Genomic DNA, 22,280 nt, shown 5'->3' with positions numbered 1-22,280 from the left:
ACCATGAAAAAAACAGGATTATATACAGTACTACTGGCAGTGATGGCCCTGTCATCGTCTGTTTTCGGCGACGGGACAAAGGTACTGGAGCCTCTCTCAATAGAACAAAAGGCGATCGATCCAAATGATCCGCGCGTCGTCTTAAACGGTTTCCATTCGAAGCCGTCGCCGCGCAATATCCTGAATCTTGAACGTGAGCACCCCTGGTCGCTTCCCAAGATGAATGCCGCCGCCGCGGCCGTGGATACGATCAGACTTCTGGGCCTGAGGTTCGATTTTCTGAATGAGAGTCCGGATAATCCTCTGACGACCGGCCGCGGAAAGTTCGATCTGCGCGACACTCTTGCTTTCCAGCAGGAATTCGGGCATATGATCGATCCGTCGCCGCACGATAAAAAATATTTTGACAAACATTTCGAGGCCCTGCGTAATTATTATTTCTTCGTTTCAGACGGCAGGATAGAATTGGTCTGGGACATTTATCCGCAGGCCGACTCGGAGGCTTATCATCTTAACAATACCATGGGATATTATGGCTCGCAGAACCCATACTTGGGCCTGACCGAATATTTTATAGACTGTTTCAGGTTAGTCGATACTATCGATGCTAATGTTCGATTTGCCGATTATGATTCATACTTCCTGTTTCATGCCGGTTCCGACCGGCAGAATGATATCGGTTTTCCCTCGACTCCTTCCGATTTTTACACCGGTTATATTTTCCTGATTGACTCGGCCCTCTATCTCGACAATAACGGGATCGACTCAACGGCGGTCGTCGATGCCCTGATTATGCCGGAGACGGCCAGCCAGGATAACCGGGCCACCGCTCTTAATGCGGTCATAGCCCACGAGTTCGGACACCAGCTGGGGCTGATTGATCTTTATCGAACCGACAATTTTTTCACCATGATCGGCGATTTCGGTCTAATGGATAATAACGGATTCGGAACCGGGGTCGATTTTGGTTTCGAGGTCGGCCGCGCCTTCGGGACATCGCCGATATACCCGATGGCCTGGTCTCGGGCCTTTCTTGGGTTCGATGATCCGGTGGTTTTCAGGCAGGGGACATCCATCGAAGTTGCGGCCGCGGAAATGGCCTCGGCCGGTACCAGAATCGGCAAACTGCCGATTTCGGAATTTGAATATTTCCTGATTGAAAACCGTCAGGAAGATATTGACGGCAAGACCACCGTTATTCTGGCCGATTCGACGACTTCGGTCATACTGGGGCCGAGTGACATCCAGCGTAACCTTACCGGTGAATATGATTTCCTGTTGCCGGGTTCGGGGATGCTGATCTGGAAAGTCGATGAGATTGTGGCATATTTGGATTATAATCGCAACGGATATAATAATTTCTTTGACAATCAGCTTCAACTGGATCCCGACCGCCCGTTTGTCAAGCTTATGGAGGCCGACGGACTGGTCAATTTCGGCGGTATTTACTATTCCGGTTACGGCACCGCAAAAGATATGTACTATGCCGGCAACAATACATCATTTACGCCCAATACGAACCCGCCGGCTGAAGGATATGGCCGAACCAATTCACATATTTATGTCAGCAATATTTCGGAGTCGGGAACGACCATGACCTTTGATCTGGAGCGTGATTTTGTGTCGGATGGTTTCCCGCAGCGGGCCGGATCGCCCGTTTACAGTTTGTCGCCGATTGCGGCCGATCTTGATAAAGACGGAACGACCGAGTTAATAGCGGCATCGGGAAGGAACGTAATCGTGGTGAATGAAGACAGCACCGATATTACACCGTCGTACGGCCCGCCGTTTCTCGATACATCATATGTCCTGAATATCGCAAATTATTACCTCTACTCGGACCCGATATCGGCATCACCGCCGGTTCAGGATTTCGGCGGCAATAATCCGGTTTATCCGGTGCCGATATTCGCCCGGACGCCGGAAAATATCACGGCCGGACCGGCCGTCGGTAATTTCGGACTTGATACCGATTCGCTGTTTGTGGCGGTGGCGGCCGGGAGATGGCTCTATGTTTATTCCACAAATGATGCCAACCTGGACGGCATGGCGGAGCGTAAATTCGATTCACTGAGCTATGGAAACCGGCCGATTGTCTGGATTTCATTCGGGGATTCACTGACGTTTGCCGCAGTAGATACAGCATTATCCAATGTTCGCCTGATTAATATTCCCGAAAGCGGAGGCCTGACCATGCCGGCATCGCCTATTATTGACGAGCCTGAATTCTATGGGGCGTCCAATATTGACTATAAGTATGCCCTGCTGGCTGGGGATTCTTTGGTTGTCAGGATGTACTATATTTACAGTGATACCGATTTTATCAGTTACGATCTCGAGGGACAGTACACTCTCGGCCCGGTGGCGGCGGATCTGAATCGCGACGATCTTCCAGAGGTTATTATGGCCACTCCTGAAGGCGACGTCAAAATAGTGACGATAGACGCGGCAAACAATTCTTTGAGTCTTTATAATTCGATCAGCCTCGGTGATTCCATTTTTGTAAATCCAATCGTGTCCGATCTCGATGAAGACGGTTATCCCGATATTATTTTCGGTGGCAGAAATAAGATACTTGCGCTTGACAGAAATCTGGTAAATCTCATGAATTTCCCGCTGGTAATTGACCGGAGCTTTCCCAATTCTTATGTGATTTCATCGCCGGTTGTTGGCGATATCAACAGGGACGGCGTCAAGGATATCGTGGTCTCTACTTCCGGCGGGCGCTGTTATGCCTTCAGCAGCAAATATTCATTCGATGAAGCGTTGTTATTCGGTTTCCCGCTGGCAGCGGGGGGGTTGGAGATCGGTTCGCCCGTACTGTTCAAGAAAACCAACGGCGGCGGCCTGGGTTTTCTGGGAATCGACGGCTGGTTTTACTCATATGATGTGAGTTTTGATTCGGCTAAAGCTGACTGGCCGATGGCCGGCGGCGGGCCGACACACCAGTACTATCTTCCTGACAGCAGGCTCAAACCGGTGGCGACCTATGCCGATAAGCTGCCCGATGACAAATTTTTCTGTTATCCCAACCCGACTTATGACGGCCGGACCACTATCCGCTTCTTTGTCGGGGACGATGCTGATGTCACCATGAACATTTATGATATGTCGGGCAAAAAAGTTTCCGACGAATATAATTTGACCGGCCGGGCCGGTTCATATGAAGAAATGATGTGGGATGGTTCGTCGCTTCCATCCGGCGTTTATCGCTGTGTCATCGAAGCCGATTTTGCCGGGGAAACGTTGACCTCATTTACCGATATAGCAATCATTAAGTAGGAGAGATAAAATGAAAAAGGTACTTTTAACCGTTATGATGCTGGCCCTGCTGCAAGTACCGGTCCTGGCCTATGATTTGGAAAACAGTCAGCTGGAGCTGCAAATACAGGATTTGCGCAGCGGGGGAGCCGAGTATGTCAATACCTTTACCGGCGAGGGACAGCAGGGAGATGATTTCACTTTTGGTTTCGATGAGGCCGAGACTATTTATGAATATGATTTCAAATCGCCCAAGAAGGCCTTTATATATTCGCTTCTGGTTCCGGGACTGGGAGAACGGTACACCAAGTCCAATGTTTTGAAATCACTGTTCTTCCTTGGTGTCGAGGCCGGAATGTGGATGGGTTATTTTAATTATCATAATGACGGCCAGAAATTGTCGGATGATTTCGAGAATTATGCTGATGGCAATTGGAATGAGCAGGCTTATCGTGACTGGCTGGCTGCAAATAATTTCAATGAGGAAGACCTGACGCATCAACTCCCGGAAACAAGAGATCAGCAATACTATGAAATGATCGGTAAATACGATCAATTCAGGGCGGGGTGGAGTGATTTTGATCCGGATTTATATGACTCGACCGAATCGCCGGTGCGGCTCACTTACAATCTTGATCGGCAGAAGGCCAACGACAAGCTTGACCAGGCCAATAATTTTATTATTCTGTCGATGGTGAATCATCTGCTTTCGGCCTTTGATTCCGCTCTTGCGGCCAAACGTCATAACAAGAGTAAATCCGCCGAGATGTGGCTTTCGGTCAGGGCCGATATGCAAAAATATTCAGCCACAGAATCTATACCAATCTTAAAGATTTCATGCAGGTTCTGATATGAAGATATTTTGCAGAATAGCAGTCATAACGGTTTTCTCTATTCTCACGGTCGCCATAGCCGGCCGTAATTGCCGGGCCAAAATCGACCTGCCGATCTCTCCACTTTATGGGCCGGTCGAAATGGCCGTCAATGATAATTTTCAGATGAAGAAATTTGATGTTCCTGGGGATGAGCCGGCGGCGGCTCCGGCCGGGTCAAAATCCATTTCGAAAAGCAAGGCCGTCTTCCTGTCATTGCTTATGCCCGGCGCGGGTCACTTTTATCTCGAGGAAAAGGGGCGGGGTGAGGTGTTTGTGGGTGCCGAAGTTGTTTCATGGGCTGGGGTAGCGGCTTTTCAGATTTACGGCAAATGGAAAGAAAACGACTATATCAATTACGCCGAGAAACATGCCGGAATTGATCCGGCCGGGAAGAATGAAGATTTTTACAAAAATCTGACTTTCTATGATTCACGCGAAGATTATAATACGGCCGGACGTGTTATTGATCCAGGCGATCCCTACTATTACAACACCGCCTCTTTTTATTGGGACTGGGACACCGATAACAGCCGGAATTCGTACCGCGGGATGCGCAACGACAGCGAAACCGCCTATCGCAACCGTGATTTCATGATCGGAATGGCGGTATTGAACCGGATTATTGCCGGTATCGATGCCTTCCGCCTGGCGCGGAAAAAACTTAATTCTCGGGTCGATAAATTCCGAGGTGATCTTGGCAATGATGTCAAACTGAGTTTTAAAGCTAATCCTTTTGGAAGCAACCCCAAAGTTTCAATAAAATTGACCAGACGATTTTAATGACAAAAAGGTCATTGACGCATATTTTTCTTCTCCTGCTGGCGCTTCAGGGATTAATATCTGCCGGATGCCGGCCAAAGTCGGGTCCCGGTGAGGAAGCGCCATTCGCCGGTAAACCATATGCGATCATCTATGAAAATCGAATTACGACTGATGTCATCGGCCAGAAACTTTCCGATCCAATCGGGCTGGCTTCCGATGATGCCGGAAACCTGTATGTCGTGGATGCCGGAAATAATCGCTTGGTAAAATTCGATCGCGAATTGAAACCGATGAGAGAAACCGGCGGATACGGGATTTCGGAGACTTTGTTCAACTCCCCCAACTATATTTCAATCGACAATAATTTGAATCTCTATGTTGCGGATGCCGGCAACAGGCGAATCTCAATCTATGATACCCGCCTGAATTATGTAAACATGATTGATTTTTTCGATGCCGATGATCCCGCCAGGTTCGGCCGTCCGGGAGGTCTGGCCATCAATGAATACGGCGAACTTTGGATATCCGATCCCGACAACTCGCGGGTGGCTGTTTTCGACAGCAATACCGAGTTTGACCGGTTTGTCGGCGATGTCCGGACATATTCCGGCCTTCTGCTGACGCCGGGGGCGGTTGCCCGCGGCCTTAAGGGGCGGATCCTGGTCAGCGATGAAGGCAAGGGAAGAGTCTATGCCTTCGACAGTTTTGGAATTTATCTTTTCGATTTTGGCTATGATGTTTTCAAGCGTCCGGCGGGGTTGAAGGTCGATAAATATGGTAATATTTGGGTGGTCGATTCCAAACTGTCTTCGGTTTTTTGTTTTGACCGCGATGGAATATTGCTTTATTCTGTCGGGGAGTATGGCACCAGCGGCGAATATGAATTGAACCAGCCGGGCGATGTGGCGCTTCTCCCGGGTGATCGTATTGCGGTAAGTGATACCGGTAATGATCGAATCATGATTTATAAGATTATCTATCCGGAGTAATGTCCAGAGATAACAAAATTCCTTATCAGCCTGCCGCCCTGATATTTCTGATTATTCTTATATTCTTTCAAAACATAAACGGGGCTGTCAGGATTTTAAAGGCGGATGAGGTCAAATCGCGGATCAGATTGCATAACGGTCCGATTGTTAGTGACTCCGACAGCCTGATCGCCGATGGTCTTCTGCTTGTGCGGGATGCCGATTATAAGATCGACTACATCGAGGGAGTCCTGACATTATCATCGCCTCATAATGAATATCAGCAACTAACAATTTACTATACCCCGCTTCCGGCGTGGCTCAAGAAACAATACGGCATAATGCCGGGTCAGGCCGACAGACCGCTCCCGAGCGTTGAACCGCCCGTAACTTCGCTTACGGTTCCGGGAAAGGCCCGCGATGAGGCCTTGGTATCTATTAGCGGGGCCAAGAAGTTTTCCATTATTTCCCAGACCGGGGGGACCTCGCAATTTAATCAATCATTGGAAATGACGATTCGGGGTGAAATCTCGCCCGGCCTGGAGATAGCCGGGTCGGTCGCCGATCGCGGATATGACCCGGCTTATGGCGCCATAAACAGCCGCATAAGCGAATTGGATAAACTGAATCTGAAAATTTACTCCAAGACTTTTTATTCCGAAATCGGAAATTTGGAATTCAATCAATCATCCGCATATGGCGGTTCGCCGCCAAAACAGGTCAGCGGTATCAAGGCCGCGGTTAAGACCGGTCACTATGATGTTTCGACCATGTTCGGCCGTCCCAGGGGCAGATTTAAGACAGTCAGGTTTCAAGGGCAGGATCGAATCCAGGGACCATATCGAGTCGCCGCTGAAAATCGGTCCGAGGCCATTGTACCCGGTTCCGAAAAGGCCTGGGTCGATGGACAGCTACTTGAGCGCGGCGCGGATAAAGACTACATTATGGATTATCCTGCCGCGACCATAACTTTCACCCCCCGCATTCTGGTTGATTCGCGATCGCGAATCGAAATCGATTTCGAACCGCTGACCTCGGATTATCAACGGGAAATATATCAGGCTTCTGGCGGCGTAATGTCCGCAGATTCGACCGTATTTTTCAAAACGGGCTTTATTCGCGAGGGCGACAGCCGTGACCGTCTGAAGGTGGGCGAGCTTGGCGCCGAAGATATTGCTTTGCTTGAAAATATCGGCGATTCGGTTTCATTCAACACCAGAGACGGCGCCGTTTTTGACACCAACGGTTCCTACATGGAAAGGTTCGATACAACCGGAGACCGCTATTTTGAATATGTCGGGGACAGTGCCGGAGAGTACCGGGTGGCTTTCAGTCCGGTCGGCAGCGGCGATTATCTTTTTGACGGTAATGACATCTACCGTTATGTGGGGAGGAACAATGGCGACTATCTGCCGGTGATCAAAATACCGGTCCCCGAGCGTGAAGATTATTTTGAAACGGAACTGGGTTTAAAGCCGTGGGAGAGCAGTCGTTTCAATATTATAATGCGACATAGCAGTTATGATCGGAATCTGTATTCTGCTTTAAATGATAATAATAATATCGGCGGGCAGTATCTTTTCCTGGCCGGTGTCGGCGGCAGGCCGACCCTCTATCCCGATAAATCCGGCCTTGATTTTTCCGCCAATATAATTAATAAAAATTTCAAAGCCCGAACCCGTCGCAACCGGCCGGACAGGGATAGGGAATTTCTTATTCCGGATAATTTGAGGCCGCTGGGTGATGAAAGGGAATATGATCTGGCATCCTCGATTATAATTCCAGGGCCATACAATTTCCATTTTAATTCGGCCCTGCTTGATTATGATAATCAATTCAATTCCTACTATGGCGCCGTAATGCTGTCGCCGGATAATATCAGTTCGCTGCTTCCCATGTTGAGATATCGGAGGCTGACGGCGCGGTATGACACGGCCGATGTCGCGCTTGAGGGAGTGAATGAGACCTATAATGTGGGCTTGAACTATGATATCACCGATAAATCCGGCGTCACAGCCGGATTTGGTCATGACCGGCGGCAGAATCAGTATTATGGCACGTTAAGAGGAACTACCGAAAAGAAGTACAATATTGCATATCGATACGGGCCGGCCCGGATCGAGCTGGAAAAATATGATGAAGATACGCTGCTTGCGGACTGGAAAAATATTGTCGCACGCCACCAGGGGAGACTGACCATCCTGGGCAAGATCGGGGATGTGGGCGGTGAAGTTTATCTTACGGCGCGGCAAGTCAATTACGGTGATCTGATCGAGGAGCAGTTGATGGCTCGAGTGAGGGGAACCTATTCACCGGTCAGACAAAATCTGGTGGTTGGCGCTTCATATGCCCTATCCGACGAAAACCGGTTTGAACGGGGGGTTCGTTATATCGAGGTCGAATCGGGGCAGGGGCAGTTCATTCTTGTCGATGGTCAGTACATACCGGACGCCGACGGCAATTACATCGAAATCGAGGAAATTCATTCTTCGCAGGCGCAAGTGAGCAAGGGCGAGAAATCGTTTCAGTTTTTCTATAATCCGACCGATGTGTATTTGAAATTGACGACCAACAGTACCGAGGATTTGCTCGAATCGGGGAACCGGACACTGCTCTGGATGCTGCCTTTTTATTCCGACGGAGATCAGCCATATTTACTGCGCCGATTATCGTACCAGGGAGAAACCAAGCTGCTGCATTATGCCGACTACTACTTTTTCAATCTGACGTCGTCATATAATTTTGAGAGCCGGCGAATCGGCGGTTCCGACTTTAATAAATCCGAATCAGCAATTAAGGGCGCCTTGAATGAGGCTTCCGGTGAATGGCGTTTTATTGAGGAGGGGAATTATTTCAGGTATAAGCACGACAGTTATTATTCTTCACCGGACAACATCGATGGCTATAAGGTTCAGATGAATGTCATCAGGATTTTTTCGGGCGGACAGCTTAACGGATCGGCGGCATATCGCTTTGCCGAAGATGAGAACGGCGCCAGAAGCAAGCAGTACATTGTCACCGTTAATCCCCGGTTGCGATTGGTTGCGGGCGGGGAAACATCGATCAAACTGGAGGGATACCGGCAGGATATCAAAGCAGCGGGATTTGTCTCATACCGCCTGATTGATAACAGATATGGCGGCCGGGGGTTCATCTGGTCGATTCGCTCCGATTACAGAGTCAAAAAAGACCTGCGAATAAACATCTCCTTCAGCGGGCGGCATTCCGACGACAGAAAACCAAGAATCACCGGACGGGGAGAGATCATTGCGAGCTTTTAAATACATAATATTGATCAGCCTGATCGCTTGTGCTGCCCTTGCCGGAGATGTTCGCGTTGTCTTCATGGACGGTGAAGCGGGATGGAAACGAAAGGTCGAAAGTAATGCCCGCGGTATGAAAAATCCGGAAGATTCTCTGTCGCTGTTCCTCACCGAGCAGGGTTTTCTTGATAATGAAATACAGTTTTCCGATGGCGATACCGGGATGTTATTAAATGTTCGATTCGGCCCCCGGTACTATATCGGGAAAATTATTATTGAAGGCGAAATAAGTGATACAATTACGATTGAGTCGCCGCTTTCCTACGGAATTATCAGCAGTACGCTTGATGAATTTCTTAGACCCTATCAGGAAAGCGGGCGATATTATGTGTCGATGATTCCGGCACGATTCGAGAAATATAATGACAAAATTGATGTTTATATGAAAGCGGCCGAGGGACCGCTGGTCCATGTCTCGAATATCGAATTTGTCGGACTGAAGAGAACCGATGTTGATTTTATGAGAAAGCTTGTCGGCATTAACCGGGGCGATATCATCTCCATGGATAATATCGACCGGTCACAGAGTATTCTGGGACAACTTGACTTTGCAGGACTGACCGGCCCGCCTGAAGTTATTCCTGATGCGGGCTATGAGACGGCTCGCATCCGGTATAGCCTGAGTGAAAAGCAGCAATTTTATTTTGAAGGGGCGGCCGGGTATATTCCTGAAGATGACGGCTACTATGTCTGGTATCTAGATATAAAAGGCAGAAATCTCTTTGGGCGAGGGCAGAGGGCCGGGTTGCTGGGTGATTCCCGGGAAAAATATAAATCTATTTTCCGGGTGTACTACGGACAGCCGCTCTTCCTGCTTGGACCGGGGAATATCCAGTTGAATATTCAGACGCGTGATTATCGCGACCAATTTTATGAATTCGCACTCGGCGCCAGATATGAGTTGTCAGCCGGGATCGGGCTGATGCTCAATACCGAGTTGGGTTGGAAAAATGTAGAGCCATCATCGGCCCTGCTTCGATCATTTCGCGTGTACGAAGTCGGAGTGGGCGCAAAAGCCGGCCGAATCGATAACAGCTGCGGCGCCCCGGTTTCATTTGCACTTGAGTGGCAGGTTAAGTACTCCGGACGAAGGTACCGCCAGAAGGCCGACTCGGTCTCGCTGGAAAGGGCCATTTATAATGATTCCCGGGCCTTTCTTAAGGCCGAAGCGGCTGCCACCGCGCTTGGTGTTTTCGGCGGCTATCAGGCCGGCGCGGTTTATGATATTGAGAGTTCCGAAAAGCCGCTGCCGGTATCGGAGCTGGTTCTTTTCGGCGGACCGGGAACGCTTCGGGGCTATCGTAACGATCAATTCTCGGCCCAGCGGCTGATACTGTCCACGTCAGAAATTAGACTGTTTTTCGCCCGAAGCGATTACGTTTATCCTTTTGTCGACGGCGCATATTATGAGAGATATGTTCTTGATCAGGAAAATATATATGTCAAAGAGGATGATATTAAATTCGGTTACGGTATCGGCATCAAACTGACATCAGGCAGTCGCGACCTCAAGCTTGAATTTTCATGGGCGGAAGGCGCAAAATTCGCCGAACCGCGTCTGATAGTCTCGTTTTCGGGACAGTTTTAATTATTGACTAATGATGCCTTCGATCTTATCGTGGGCAGGTGTATAAACTTTTTTCCGTTCTGCAATTGGTCAGGTTTCACAATTGCCTTCTGGCGGGCGCCGGCGTATGGGTCGGCGGATACCTGACAATCCTTCCGGATCGCGAGATCAGTCTTTACCTGGCTTCGCTGGCGGTTGCTCTGGTATGTGGGGCGGGAAACGCTTTCAATGATTACCGGGATATCGAATCCGACCGCATCAATCATCCCGGGCGGCCCCTGCCGTCAGGCAAGCTGTTGCCGTCCGAGGCGTTGTTGACTGCAGGCGTGCTGGCCGTTTTTTCAATAATAATTTCTGCTTTGGTCGGCCCGGTTCTGCTGTCAGTTATCATCGCGCTTATTTTATTATTATTTCTATATAGCCTTAAAATTAAGAAAATGCCGTTTTGGGGAAATCTGACGGTGGCCGTTGCAGGGGCCACTTCTTTTGTCGTCGGGGGAATCCCGGCAGGAAAGGCAGCTTTGACGATGTTTCCCGGTGTCTGGATCCCGGCCCTTTTTGCGCTGATTTTTCATTTCGGCCGGGAAATGGTAAAGGATGTTGCCGATCTGGAAGGCGATATGAAGGAAAACATAAGGTCGCTTCCGGCAATATTATCCACATGCGCGGCACTGGGAATCATGACTTTCGTAATATTTGTGTTGATAATCTTAACAATTGTGCCATTACTATTTAATTGGTATAATCAAACTTATGGATATATCGCCATATTTTTGGTCGATATTCCGCTGGTCCTGATAATTGCGTTTTTGTGGGTTTCGAAGAGGCAGAATCGTTTTGGACGGGCCGCGACCCTGTTTAAGTTGTTGATGCTTGTCGGGTTAATTGCATTCGTGGCGGGAAAAAGTTAGGAAAATTTTGAAACCGACAAAAACTGTTGTGGTATAAGATACATTATAACGATGGGTAAGCCGTAACGAAAACGACTTTGTTGCTGTCTAACCGGAGATTAGTATTGGGCTTGCTTTAAATGAATGAAGATAAACATAAATATAGACGAATAATTATTATCCTGATTCTGGCGACGGCGCTCTCTGTTACATCAGCCGCTGCTTCAGAGATCAGCCTGACCGGAAGCGTCAATAAAACCGATATCGCTTTCGAAGACAGTGTGACGTTGACGGTCGAGATCAAATGGCTCGGTGATATCACCGCCTACAATTTTCAGGTTCTGCCACTTCCCACTTGTGAAAATCTGAAGGTTGCCGGTACCAGTTCATCGATTTCCAGCAAGACAAGTGAAGGGCAGGGCATCACTATCAGGACATTTAAATATGTTTTGCGGCCGACCCAAGCCGGAGTAGGAACAATCGAGCCGGTAACACTTGACTATGTACATGTGCCCGACTCCACGACCGGCCAGCTTGCCACCCAGCAATTTAAGGTTCTTATCGCGGCTCCGTTGCTGAGGGGCAACGAAACCAACCTGCCTTGGTTTGCCAAAATTTTGATTTTGCTGGCGGCACTGGTGGTGGTTGTTGTAGTTATCATCATCATTGTGAGGAAAAAGTCGGTCCGGGTAGAACCGGAGATTACGCCCGGTCAGAAATTTTTGGAAGAGCTGGAAAATGTCAAGCGAGATTTTTCCAACGATCGCAAACAGTTTTTCACTCGTTTGCATCGAATTCTTGTGATTTATCTGGAAAACAGCCACAATCTTAACTTGTCAGGAAAGACCACGCAGTTGATGCTGGCTGAAATGGAGCCGCTTGAAATGCCGGTCGTTTTGAAGGAGAAGATCGGGCAGTGGCTGATGCAGGCCGACAAGGAGAAATTTGCACCCGGAACCGGTTCGCCGGGCGATGTGGTTCGGCTGGCGACAGAGATTGATGATATATTCAGAAAATAAATGTTGTCATAAATTGGAGGCAAAATGAACAAGGACATTGAACAGATTCAGGCGGTTGTCGAGAAGGAATCGGTATTTGTCGAAAAATTGCTTTCACAAATCAGTAACGTAATTGTCGGCCAGAAATATATGGTGGAGCGACTGCTGATGGGCATTCTGGCCGACGGCCATGTGCTGCTGGAAGGTGTCCCCGGTCTGGCCAAGACCCTTTCGGTTAAGACCTTGTCGGATGCCATTGATACGAAATTCCGGCGCATACAATTTACGCCCGATCTTCTCCCGGCCGATCTTATCGGCACCATGATATATAATCCCCAGAAGGGGGAATTTTCGGTCAAGAAGGGTCCGATATTTTCGAATATCATCCTGGCCGATGAAATCAACCGTGCTCCCGCCAAGGTGCAGTCGGCCTTGCTGGAAGCAATGCAGGAGCGCCAGGTGACAATCGGGGATAATACATATAAGCTGGATGAGCCGTTTCTGGTCCTGGCTACCCAGAACCCGATTGAGCAGGAAGGCACTTATCCGCTTCCGGAAGCGCAGGTCGACCGTTTTATGCTCAAGCTGAAAGTTACCTACCCGACCCCATCCGAGGAGCGTGAAATAATGGACCGGATGACCACCGGCAAACCGATCAAGGTCGATAAAGTGATTACACCCCAGGATATTGTCAACGCCAGAAAAGTCATTTCGGAAATTTATGTCGATGACAAGGTCAAGAAATATATCCTGAATATCGTCTTTGCCACTCGCGAACCGGAAAAATACGGTCTGGCATCAATAAAGGACTTTATCAGTTACGGCGCATCACCCCGCGCCACCATATATCTGAACCTGGCGGCCAAGGCGCATGCTTTCCTCAGGGGCCGGGGATACATCACGCCCGAGGATATCAAAGCTATCGGTCCCGATGTCCTGCGACACCGGATAATTATCACCTATGAGGCCGAAGCCGAGGAAAAGACCTCGGATGATATCGTACAGCAGTTGTTTGACACTATTGAAGTGCCATGATCGGCCGGAGAGCGCGCCATGGATCAGAAAGAGCTTTTCAAGAAAATCAGGCGGATCGAAATCCGTACCAAACGGCTGGTAAATGATCTTTTCTCGGGTGAGTACCATTCCACCTTCAAAGGGCAGGGAATGGAATTCGAGGAGGTCCGGCAATACCAGCCGGGCGATGATATTCGCCTGATTGACTGGAACGTCACCGCCCGAACGGGCTACCCCCACGTGAAGAAATTTCGCGAGGAGCGTGAACTTTCGGTTATCTTTCTGGTCGATGCTTCATCATCGGGCGCTTTCGGTACCCGCGAGCGGTACAAAGCCGACGCCGCCGCCGAACTTTGTGCCGTGCTTTCATTCTCGGCGGTCAAGAACAACGATAAGGTCGGGATGATAATTTTTACCGACAAGATCGAGAAATTCATCCCGCCCAAAAAAGGGAAGTCGCATGTTCTTCGCCTGGTCAGAGAGGTCCTTCATTTCAAGCCTGAGGGGACGCGGACCGACATATCCGGTGCGCTGGAATATTTCAATCGGGTCATCAAGAAAAAGTCGGTGGTGTTCCTGATTTCGGATTTCCTGTCGGAGGATTACATGACGCCGCTTCGGATCGCCAACCGCAAACATGATGTGATTGCCCTTAAGATATCCGACCCGCGCGAATTGCAGTTCGAAAATGTCGGGTTGATTGAACTTGAGGATGCCGAAACGGGGGAGACACTTCTGATTGATACGGCTTCGGACGCCTTCCGAAGCGATTTTGCGGCTCAGGCCGAGGCGGATAATTTCGGTTTGAAGCGATCATTGCGACTGATAAACCTGGATTTTATCCAAATTATCACCAATCAGTCGTACATACTGCCGCTGATCAACTTTTTCAAAATGAGGGAGAAAAGGCATTAATAGAGGCAAAGATATGGCTAACGGAAAATCATCAGCAATAATTATACTGCTTGTGAGCGTGATTACGCTGTGCCTGGTGGCGTACATGGTATTCATTTCATCAAGTAACGGCTCCGGGAGTGATTATCGGACCGAAAAGAACCTGGCCGGCGAGCTGGCCGACAACAACCTATACCAGGCGGCAATAGATGAGTACAATACAATCCTGACCGACCGCGCCCTCGACCCGGAAACCCGTGCCAATATCAATTATCTGATCGCCAAAATTTATTTTGACAATCTTCGGGATTATGAAAACGCGGCGGCGCATTATGTCAAGGCACGTTCGCTCAATCAGGACGGGAGTTTTTATGCCGAAGCCGGTAAAAACCTGGTTGCTTCGCTGGAAAAGATGGGACGGATTGTCGATGCCAAACGAGAACTCGATAAAAGCACCAATATCGACTCTGTCTATGCCGGGCATGAGGGCGATAAGATGGTGGCCAAGATAGGCGATGTGCCGATTTTTCTGTCGCAGTTGAATGAAGAGATACAGACGCTTCCGACCGAGGCGCAGAAGCAATTTGTCGGCAAAGAAGGCAAGAGGCTGTTTCTTAACCAGTACATCGGGATGGAGTTGATGTATCGCGCGGCGATACGCGAAGGGATGGAAAACGACCCTGATATTGCAAAGAAAAAAGAAATGCTCGAAAAGCAGCTTTTGATCGAGAAATATGCGGTCGAAAAGGTTATGCCGCAGATCAATATAGATACCACCGACATGAAAAATTATTATAAGGCCAATAAAGACGGCAAATTCGAGGGTAAACCGTACGATGAAGTGAAGGCGCAGGTGCTTATGAGCTATCAGCAGGAAAAGGCTCAGCAGGCTTTCGGAGAATATGTCGCCAAACTCTCGGCAGCCGAAAATGTGAAGATATTTGAGGAGAATGTAAAATAGCGGTGAGAAAGCATCTTCGAACCATTTTTTTGTTGCTTGCGATTCATGTCGTTTTGCTGGCGGTTTTTGCCGCTGTCCGGCTGACCGACCATGATGAGGGCCTGTATGCCATTGCTACCCGCATGGTGCATCTTGGGATGCAGCCGTATTCGGATTTCTTTTATATGCAGATGTCGATGATGCCGTCGCTCTTTGCACCCTTCGGAGCCGGTGGCTGGGAGTCGTTTTACCTCCTTCGCGGGTTCGCCGTGCTGGCCGGGCTTCTCTCCGCTATAATTTTAACGATCACAGTACATAAGATGACCGGTGATTCGAAGGCGACATTAGCGGCTCTATTCCTGTACGTTTTCAGCGGGCTGTTTATCGCCTGGCATTCGACATTCAAGACCCTGCCGTTTACGCATTTCTTTTCTCTGGCGACCTTTTTCTTCTGGCTGAGATATTATGAAAATAGAAAAGTGACAGATTTAATTCTAACCGGGCTTCTGCTTTCAGCTCTGATTAATTTCAGATCAGTATTCATCGTACTTCTACCGCTTTACATAATTTCAATTCTCGCTTTATCGCAGGGTATCAGAGTCCGGAACGTTTTAATTTTCCTGGTTTCTTTGATGCCGTTTACCGGACCGACTCTAATTAGAATATATGATTCATCGGCCAATTTCTTTTATGGCAACCTCATGTTCCATCTTTACAAAGATGTCGACAGGAGTTTTGTATCAATAATTGGAAGTAAACTGGAAGTACTGGCGAAGGCGGTGATTGATCCTCAACTGCTAATTTTGATGATACTGGCAGTATTCTCGATTGGATATCTCTTACGTTCAGGAATGAAGCTGCCGGGGGATTTGGTTAAAACACCGAAGGGAATGGCGCTGATGAATTTTGCCCTGATCTTTGGGGTTTATGTTTTGCCGCACCCCATGACCCGCCAGTACATCGAACAATATCTTGGATTTGCCATTATAATAATAGTCCTGGCTTTGCCGGTCCTGTTAAGAAGGCTCGAAGAACGAATTCGGCCGGTTTATGGAAAAAGTCTGGTGACGGCGGTGGCTGCAGTGTATGTTCTCGGCCTTATACCATATTTTGTCATTTTCATATTCGGGGTTCGTGCGCATGACAATCGGTATCGCATTTCGGAAATAAAAAAGGTGACCTCTGAAATGCTGGCGCTGGGCGGCGAAGCCGATACCGTTCTGTCGGAATGGCCGGGATACCTGTTTTTTACGCGGCAGACACCTCTTCGATATACCGAACTGGTGGCGCATGAATATAATCTACCCTTGGAGCATAAAGAGTTTCTCAAACATAAGTTATGCGACAGGACATATTTGCGCGAAAAACTTGGTGAGAAATCGCCGTCACTGGTCGTGAATGTTTATGATACGCCGGAGTACTATGCCGATATCCTGGAGTTGAATTATGAAAAGGCGTACCAATCCGATGTGGTCAGTATTTATAAGAGACGTTGAATATAATAATGTATAGTGATCAGACAAAAAAATATAAATACATAATTCCGGCGATATTGTCAGTCCATTTGATATTGCTGGGGATATTCGCCGCTTATCGGATAATCGACGCCGATGAGGGCTTTTACCTCAATGCATCACGAATGATTGCCGATGGCATGGCGCCGTATGCCGACTTTTTCTACACGCAATTCGCGGGCCTTCCGCTGGTGTTCTCATCGGTGGCCTCGGGCGGCTGGGACTCATTTTATACTATGTGCGCTTTCGCCGTATTGGCCGGCTTTCTCTCGGCGGGGTTTTTGACATTGATAGTCTATAAAGTAACCGGAGACCTCAGGATTGCGGCCATTGCCCTGTTCATGTACGCCTTTTCCGGGATGTCATTGGCCTGGCATTCGACTTTCAAAGTAATACCCTTTACCGGTTTCTTTTCGCTGGCGACATTTTATTTCTGGCTGTTGTTCAGAGACAGCCAGCGGCTGTTATATCTGATCATTTCGGGATTATTCCTATCCTTGCTTATCAGTTTTCGATCCCTTTTCATGGTACTATTGCCGGCTTATGTCCTTTCGGTTTATTATCTGTCGCAGGAACACCGACGGCGCAACTTTTGGATTATGATTTTGTCGATGATACCGTTATCACTTCCAAACGCCCTGGTTATTGCCAATTCGTTTGAGAAGTTTTATTACGGAAATGTTATATTTCAAATGACCCGTGACATTAACCGCTCGCTGGGCGATATAGTAATGAATCGTCTCGTCACTCTCTATCGGGTTCTGATTGACCCGCATTTGCTGATTATTTTTACACTGGCTGTTGTATCTGTAATATTTCTTTTTAGAAAGAAGAAAATTGTCAGGCTCAAAGACCTGTTTATCAAAGCTGAAGGTATGGCAGTACTAAATCTTGCCCTGATAGCCATTGTCTTTACAATACCGCATCCGATGGCCAGAAGATATGTCGATAATTATCTGATGTTTGCCATTATTGTCGGGGCGTTCAGTATTCAATTCTTGTCGGAATGGTTCAAAGAGAAGGTCAAGCCGGCGACAGTTAAAATAATGATTGGCGGAGCGACGGCGCTTTATGTTGTTTCGCTGGTGCCATATTTTGCCATCTTTCTTTTCGGCATGAGGGGTCATGATCAGATATTCCGGATAACGAATGTCAGGGAGGTTACCGATCATATGCTGGCGGTTGCCTCAGAGACGGATACGGTTTTCTCAGGATGGGCGGGATATACATTCATTACCGGGCAGACACCGCTCAGATATACGGAAATTGTCGGCTATGACCTGGGCATACCGTTATCGCATGAAGAGTATTTGAAGTGCAACTTGTGCGACGGGATTTATTTGAAAGACCAGGTTGCGCAAAAAATTCCGAATTTAGTTGTTTTGCAAAACAGTGAGCAGCCATATTATGCCGATTTAATGGCGGAAAATTATGACAGAACGTATAAATCCGACGTAGCCGCGGTGTATAAAAGAAAATGAAACGATTGATTTACATAATGGCTATTCTGGCGGTATTGTCGCCTCTAACGGTCAGGGCGCAGGATATTGAAGCGGTCGATACGGTAACTTCGGCGCCGGGGATTACCATCGAGACCTCGGTCGATCGCGCCGAAATTTATATCGGCGACCTGATTACCTATAGTCTGGCCATCATCCATGATTCCGATGTCATCCTGACACCGCCGCCGATCGGCGCCAACCTGGGCTCTTTCGATGTGAAAAACTATGAGGATCTTCCCGAAAAACGTCTGGAGGATGGCAGTATCCGAACCGAAAGCCGGTTCATGCTGACAACTTTCACAACAGGGGATTATCTTATTCCTCCGATACCGGTTGAATTCATGCTTTCCGACAGCACGCGAAAGGTTCTTATTTCCGAGCCGGTCCCGATAAAAGTCAGGTCACTTCTGGCCGAAGGCGCCGACACCACCGATATCCGCGATCTTAAGGCTCCGATCGATTTTAAGTCGAAATGGCCATGGTGGTACTATGCCGCGGCGGGTGCGATTTTTATCCTCATAGTCGGTCTCATATTATGGCGCATTTTCCGGCATAAAGAGGAGGAGAAAGCGCCGGTCGATACCCGAAAACCGTGGGAAATTGCCTTTGAACAATTGGCCTTTCTTAAAGAGAAGAATTATCCTGCCGCCGGTGAATTCAAGCTTTTTTATGTTGAGTTGTCCGATATTGTCCGGGAATTTTTGCAGCGTGTCTATAATGTCCCGGTCCTTGATATGACCACTTATGAGTTCACATCAATGATGAATGATATAGATATCGAGCCGCCCACGGCCGCAAGAGTAAAGAGTTTTCTGGAATTTGCCGACCTGGTCAAATTTGCCAAATATATTCCGGAAACGGCCAAGGCGAATGTCGATTTTGATGAGGCCTGCGCCATAATTGATGTCGTTAGAAATTATGAGCGTACCAAAGTCGTGCCGGCGGTGGCTATTGCAACGGCGGAGGGGCCGGGAGGCGGTAATGTTTAGATTTGCCGGCTTCCATATAACATTATTCGAGCAGGATATTTATATCCCGGCTCTGGTTATTTTTGCAGTCTGCGCGACCATAATCGCCTTGATGATTTATTTCAATCTAAAGAAGCGGCGGTATCATTCGGCATCGATAAAATATTCCGATTTGAAAATAGTCAAAAGATCAGTCAGAACCGGCCGCCAGAAACTTCGCTTTATTCTGCCTATTCTGAGGATATTGGCGCTGGTTTTGTTCGTCGTCGCTTTCGCCCGTCCGCAGGCCGGGACCGAGAATCGTGAGGTTTCATCCGAGGGAATCGATATCATGCTGGCGCTTGATGTCTCCGGCTCGATGAAGGCGGAAGATTTCAAGCCGCATAATCGGCTGTATGTGGCCAAGGAAGAGATCAAGAAATTCGTGCAGAAACGAACCAGTGACCGGATCGGTTTGGTAATATTCTCCCAGTCGTCATTTACGCAGTGCCCGCTGACTCTTGATTACGGTATCCTGCTGAATTTCCTCGATCAGGTTAAATTCGGCATGATCAAGGACGGCACCGCCATCGGCATGGCGCTGGCCAACTGCGTTAACCGCCTGCGGGAATCGCCGTCCAAGTCAAAAGTGATAATTTTGCTTACTGATGGCGTCAATAATGCCGGCCAGATCGATCCGCTTACCGCGGCCACCATTGCCAAGACGATGAATGTTAAAATTTATACGATCGGCGCCGGCAAGCCGGGTAATGCCATGTATCCGGTCGATGATCCGATTTTCGGTAAACGTTATATATATATGCCGAATGAGATTGATGAAGAGACCCTTCAGCAGATAGCACAGAAGACGGGCGGCAAATATTTTCGCGCCCGCTCGGAAAAAGAACTTGAAGATATTTATTCTGAGATTGACAGTATGGAAAAAACCGAGATCAAAGTCAGCGAGTATGTTCAGTATCGAGAGCTGTTTTCCATGTTTGTCATGTTTGGCTTCGGTTTGCTGGTTCTGGAAATGTTCCTGAGCCAGACAGTATTCAGGAAAATACCGTAATAATAGTAAGATTGTATACTATGTTATGAGATTTGCAGCACCACATTATCTGGCCCTTATGGGATTGATTGTTGTTCTGGCCATATTCTATATATGGAGTATAAGCCGCAAGAAAAAGATTCTGGAGCGTTTCGGAGATCTGTTCTTGCTGCTGAAAACCTCACCGTATATATCATTCGCCCGACAGGGCGGCAAGGCGGCCATGCTGCTGGCCGGGGTTCTGTTTCTGGTGGTGACTCTTTCGCAGCTTCAGTGCGGCACGCATATGGAAATGATGAAGCGCGAGGGGATCGATATTGTTATCGCCATCGACGTTTCCAATTCCATGCTGGCTGAGGACATGAAGCCGAGCCGAATCGACAAGGCCCGCCAGGAGGTCCGGGGAATCATTGACCGTCTTCAGGGCGACCGGATCGGGCTGGTGGCTTTTGCCGGTGAGGCTTTTATTCAGTGTCCGCTGACCCTTGATTACACCGCGGCCCAGATTTTTCTCGATGTGGTGGATGTCGGGCTTATCCCGCAACAAGGGACGGCCATCGGCGATGCGATCGATAAAGCGACGGAAGCTTTTGAAACCCAGGAACGTAAACATAAAGTACTGATCCTTCTAACCGACGGCGAGGATCAGACGCAGAAGGCGATTCCGGCGGCTGATGAGGCCCGGAAGCAGGGGATAAAAATTTTCCCGATCGGCATCGGTTCCACAGTTGGCGAACCGATCCCGGTCACCGACCGTCAGGGGAACAGGGTCGGTTATAAGAAGGATCAAAAGGGTGAAGTTATCGTTACCAAACTTGATGAAATAACCCTTCAGAAAGTGGCCATGGCGACGGGCGGAAAATATTATCACGCCACGGCCGGCGAGATGGAACTGGACAAAGTCTACGATGAAATCAGCAAGATGGAAAAAAAGGAGCTGGAAGGCAAAATGATGATGCAATATGAGGACCGGTTCCAGTATCCCCTGATTCTCGCCATTCTGCTGATTGTGCTGGAGTTTTTCGTTTCCGAGAAGAGAAAGCCGGGGAGAATCGAAGAACGATGAGACTGAATAAATGCATTTTTATGGCGGGCCTGCTGGTGCTGATTGCCGGCGCACTCCGGGCCGATGATTTTTCCGATATGGTGACGAGAGGAAATAAGGCCTATAAGGAGGGAAACTACCAGTCGGCGCTGGATTATTATCATCAGGCCGAAGTGGAACGCCCCGAAACACCTGGGCTCGATTACAATATCGGCACGGCCCTTTGTAATGAGCAAAAGTACGAGGAAGCGGTCGATAAACTGCAGAAATCGCTTGTGACGGATAATGTTGAAAATGAGGCGCTGGCGCATTATAATCTGGGTAACGTTTATTATAAAATGGGAGATTATCAAAACGCGATCATGTCATTTCAGCGGTCGCTGGAAATCAATCCTGATGATATCGATGCGAAGTATAATCTCGAATTGGCGCGAAAAATGCTTAAGGAGCAGATGAAGCCGGAACAACAGGATCAGCAACAACAACAGCAGCAACAAAAGGAACAGGACAAACAGGATCAGGAGCAGCAGCAGCCGGAGGAGCAGGAAGACCAACAGCAGAATCAGGAGCAGCAGCAACAACAGCCGCAGGAACCGAAAGATCAGAATGAAATGTCCGAGGAAGACGCCGAGCGGATTCTTAATGCTCTTAAAGATGATGAAAAAGACTTGCAGAAAGAACAGGAACGGTTTAAGGTACAGGGTGACTATCAGGGAAATGACTGGTAAT

Annotated in this window: 17 protein-coding genes; all 17 read left to right on the top strand. The window is 48.4% G+C overall.

All coding sequences use genetic code 11. The features are described 5' to 3' along the window. Positions 1 to 3 precede the first annotated feature (3 nt). The 17 genes from CVT49_01275 to CVT49_01195 all read left to right on the top strand — a co-directional run bounded on the left by CVT49_01275 (position 4) and on the right by CVT49_01195 (position 22,279). Positions 4 to 3,282: a hypothetical protein gene (locus CVT49_01275; GenBank protein ID PKK84815.1), complete on the top strand. Its 3,279-nt coding sequence runs from the start codon at positions 4 to 6 to the stop codon at positions 3,280 to 3,282. A 10-nt stretch (positions 3,283 to 3,292) separates the two neighbouring features. Then, positions 3,293 to 4,111, top strand: coding sequence for a hypothetical protein (locus tag CVT49_01270; protein ID PKK84814.1), 819 nt, complete (start codon positions 3,293 to 3,295; stop codon positions 4,109 to 4,111). 1 nt (position 4,112) lies between these two features. After that, positions 4,113 to 4,916 (top strand): hypothetical protein, encoded by an 804-nt coding sequence (locus CVT49_01265; protein PKK84813.1) that lies wholly within the window; start codon positions 4,113 to 4,115, stop codon positions 4,914 to 4,916. Beyond that, positions 4,916 to 5,887: a hypothetical protein gene (locus tag CVT49_01260; GenBank protein PKK84812.1), complete on the top strand. Its 972-nt coding sequence runs from the start codon at positions 4,916 to 4,918 to the stop codon at positions 5,885 to 5,887. Before CVT49_01265 ends, CVT49_01260 begins: the two co-directional genes overlap by 1 nt. After that, a complete protein-coding gene (locus tag CVT49_01255) occupies positions 5,887 to 9,147 on the top strand; it encodes a hypothetical protein (protein PKK84811.1) in 3,261 nt (1,086 codons plus the stop codon). The genes CVT49_01260 and CVT49_01255 overlap by 1 nt, the downstream gene beginning before the upstream one ends. Further along, positions 9,134 to 10,777, top strand: a complete 1,644-nt coding sequence (locus CVT49_01250; protein PKK84810.1) for a hypothetical protein — start codon at positions 9,134 to 9,136, stop codon at positions 10,775 to 10,777. The genes CVT49_01255 and CVT49_01250 overlap by 14 nt, the downstream gene beginning before the upstream one ends. Positions 10,778 to 10,815: 38 nt before the next feature. Then, the gene (locus CVT49_01245) at positions 10,816 to 11,667 is read left to right on the top strand and encodes a hypothetical protein (protein PKK84809.1); all 852 of its coding nucleotides are present in this window, start codon (positions 10,816 to 10,818) and stop codon (positions 11,665 to 11,667) included. Between the two features lie 119 nt (positions 11,668 to 11,786). Further along, entirely contained in the window at positions 11,787 to 12,665 is an 879-nt protein-coding gene (locus CVT49_01240) for a hypothetical protein (GenBank protein ID PKK84808.1), read from the top strand. Positions 12,666 to 12,689: 24 nt separating this feature from the next. Continuing rightward, positions 12,690 to 13,679, top strand: a complete 990-nt coding sequence (locus CVT49_01235; protein ID PKK84807.1) for an ATPase — start codon at positions 12,690 to 12,692, stop codon at positions 13,677 to 13,679. Between the two features lie 18 nt (positions 13,680 to 13,697). Beyond that, positions 13,698 to 14,573 carry a DUF58 domain-containing protein gene (locus tag CVT49_01230; GenBank protein PKK84806.1) on the top strand — a complete coding sequence of 292 codons (876 nt, stop codon included), beginning with the start codon at positions 13,698 to 13,700 and terminating at the stop codon, positions 14,571 to 14,573. A gap of 13 nt (positions 14,574 to 14,586) precedes the next feature. Further along, on the top strand, positions 14,587 to 15,513 hold the full coding sequence (locus CVT49_01225) for a hypothetical protein (GenBank protein ID PKK84805.1): 927 nt from the start codon (positions 14,587 to 14,589) through the stop codon (positions 15,511 to 15,513). Positions 15,514 to 15,515: 2 nt separating this feature from the next. After that, complete coding sequence (locus CVT49_01220; GenBank protein ID PKK84804.1) at positions 15,516 to 16,988, top strand: hypothetical protein; 1,473 nt, start codon at positions 15,516 to 15,518, stop codon at positions 16,986 to 16,988. Then, complete coding sequence (locus CVT49_01215; protein ID PKK84803.1) at positions 16,985 to 18,487, top strand: hypothetical protein; 1,503 nt, start codon at positions 16,985 to 16,987, stop codon at positions 18,485 to 18,487. Before CVT49_01220 ends, CVT49_01215 begins: the two co-directional genes overlap by 4 nt. Further along, entirely contained in the window at positions 18,484 to 19,497 is a 1,014-nt protein-coding gene (locus CVT49_01210; protein ID PKK84802.1) for a hypothetical protein, read from the top strand. The genes CVT49_01215 and CVT49_01210 overlap by 4 nt, the downstream gene beginning before the upstream one ends. Beyond that, the gene (locus tag CVT49_01205) at positions 19,490 to 20,527 is read left to right on the top strand and encodes an aerotolerance regulator BatA (GenBank protein PKK84801.1); all 1,038 of its coding nucleotides are present in this window, start codon (positions 19,490 to 19,492) and stop codon (positions 20,525 to 20,527) included. The genes CVT49_01210 and CVT49_01205 overlap by 8 nt, the downstream gene beginning before the upstream one ends. Positions 20,528 to 20,552: 25 nt before the next feature. Further along, positions 20,553 to 21,572: a hypothetical protein gene (locus CVT49_01200; GenBank protein PKK84800.1), complete on the top strand. Its 1,020-nt coding sequence runs from the start codon at positions 20,553 to 20,555 to the stop codon at positions 21,570 to 21,572. Next, positions 21,569 to 22,279: a hypothetical protein gene (locus CVT49_01195; protein ID PKK84799.1), complete on the top strand. Its 711-nt coding sequence runs from the start codon at positions 21,569 to 21,571 to the stop codon at positions 22,277 to 22,279. Before CVT49_01200 ends, CVT49_01195 begins: the two co-directional genes overlap by 4 nt. The last annotated feature ends 1 nt before the right edge of the window (position 22,280 follow it).

The sequence above is a fragment of the candidate division Zixibacteria bacterium HGW-Zixibacteria-1 genome (assembly GCA_002838945.1).
In the GTDB taxonomy this organism is placed as follows: Bacteria; Zixibacteria; MSB-5A5; order GN15; family PGXB01; genus PGXB01.
The sequence above is the reverse complement of the archived record's forward strand: the minus strand, read 5'-3'. Positions and strand labels throughout refer to the sequence as shown.

Bases quoted from the DNA above. Each gene is read 5' to 3' on its own strand.
- CVT49_01205 (PKK84801.1), top strand. From the start codon at position 19,490: ATGTTTAGATTTGCCGGCTTCCATATAACATTATTCGAGCAGGATATT.
- CVT49_01200 (PKK84800.1), top strand. From the start codon at position 20,553: ATGAGATTTGCAGCACCACATTATCTGGCCCTTATGGGATTGATTGTT.
- CVT49_01270 (PKK84814.1), top strand. From the start codon at position 3,293: ATGAAAAAGGTACTTTTAACCGTTATGATGCTGGCCCTGCTGCAAGTA.
- CVT49_01195 (PKK84799.1), top strand. From the start codon at position 21,569: ATGAGACTGAATAAATGCATTTTTATGGCGGGCCTGCTGGTGCTGATT.
- CVT49_01230 (PKK84806.1), top strand. From the start codon at position 13,698: ATGGATCAGAAAGAGCTTTTCAAGAAAATCAGGCGGATCGAAATCCGT.
- CVT49_01210 (PKK84802.1), top strand. From the start codon at position 18,484: ATGAAACGATTGATTTACATAATGGCTATTCTGGCGGTATTGTCGCCT.
- CVT49_01260 (PKK84812.1), top strand. From the start codon at position 4,916: ATGACAAAAAGGTCATTGACGCATATTTTTCTTCTCCTGCTGGCGCTT.
- CVT49_01235 (PKK84807.1), top strand. From the start codon at position 12,690: ATGAACAAGGACATTGAACAGATTCAGGCGGTTGTCGAGAAGGAATCG.
- CVT49_01255 (PKK84811.1), top strand. From the start codon at position 5,887: ATGTCCAGAGATAACAAAATTCCTTATCAGCCTGCCGCCCTGATATTT.
- CVT49_01275 (PKK84815.1), top strand. From the start codon at position 4: ATGAAAAAAACAGGATTATATACAGTACTACTGGCAGTGATGGCCCTG.
- CVT49_01265 (PKK84813.1), top strand. From the start codon at position 4,113: ATGAAGATATTTTGCAGAATAGCAGTCATAACGGTTTTCTCTATTCTC.
- CVT49_01225 (PKK84805.1), top strand. From the start codon at position 14,587: ATGGCTAACGGAAAATCATCAGCAATAATTATACTGCTTGTGAGCGTG.
- CVT49_01240 (PKK84808.1), top strand. From the start codon at position 11,787: ATGAATGAAGATAAACATAAATATAGACGAATAATTATTATCCTGATT.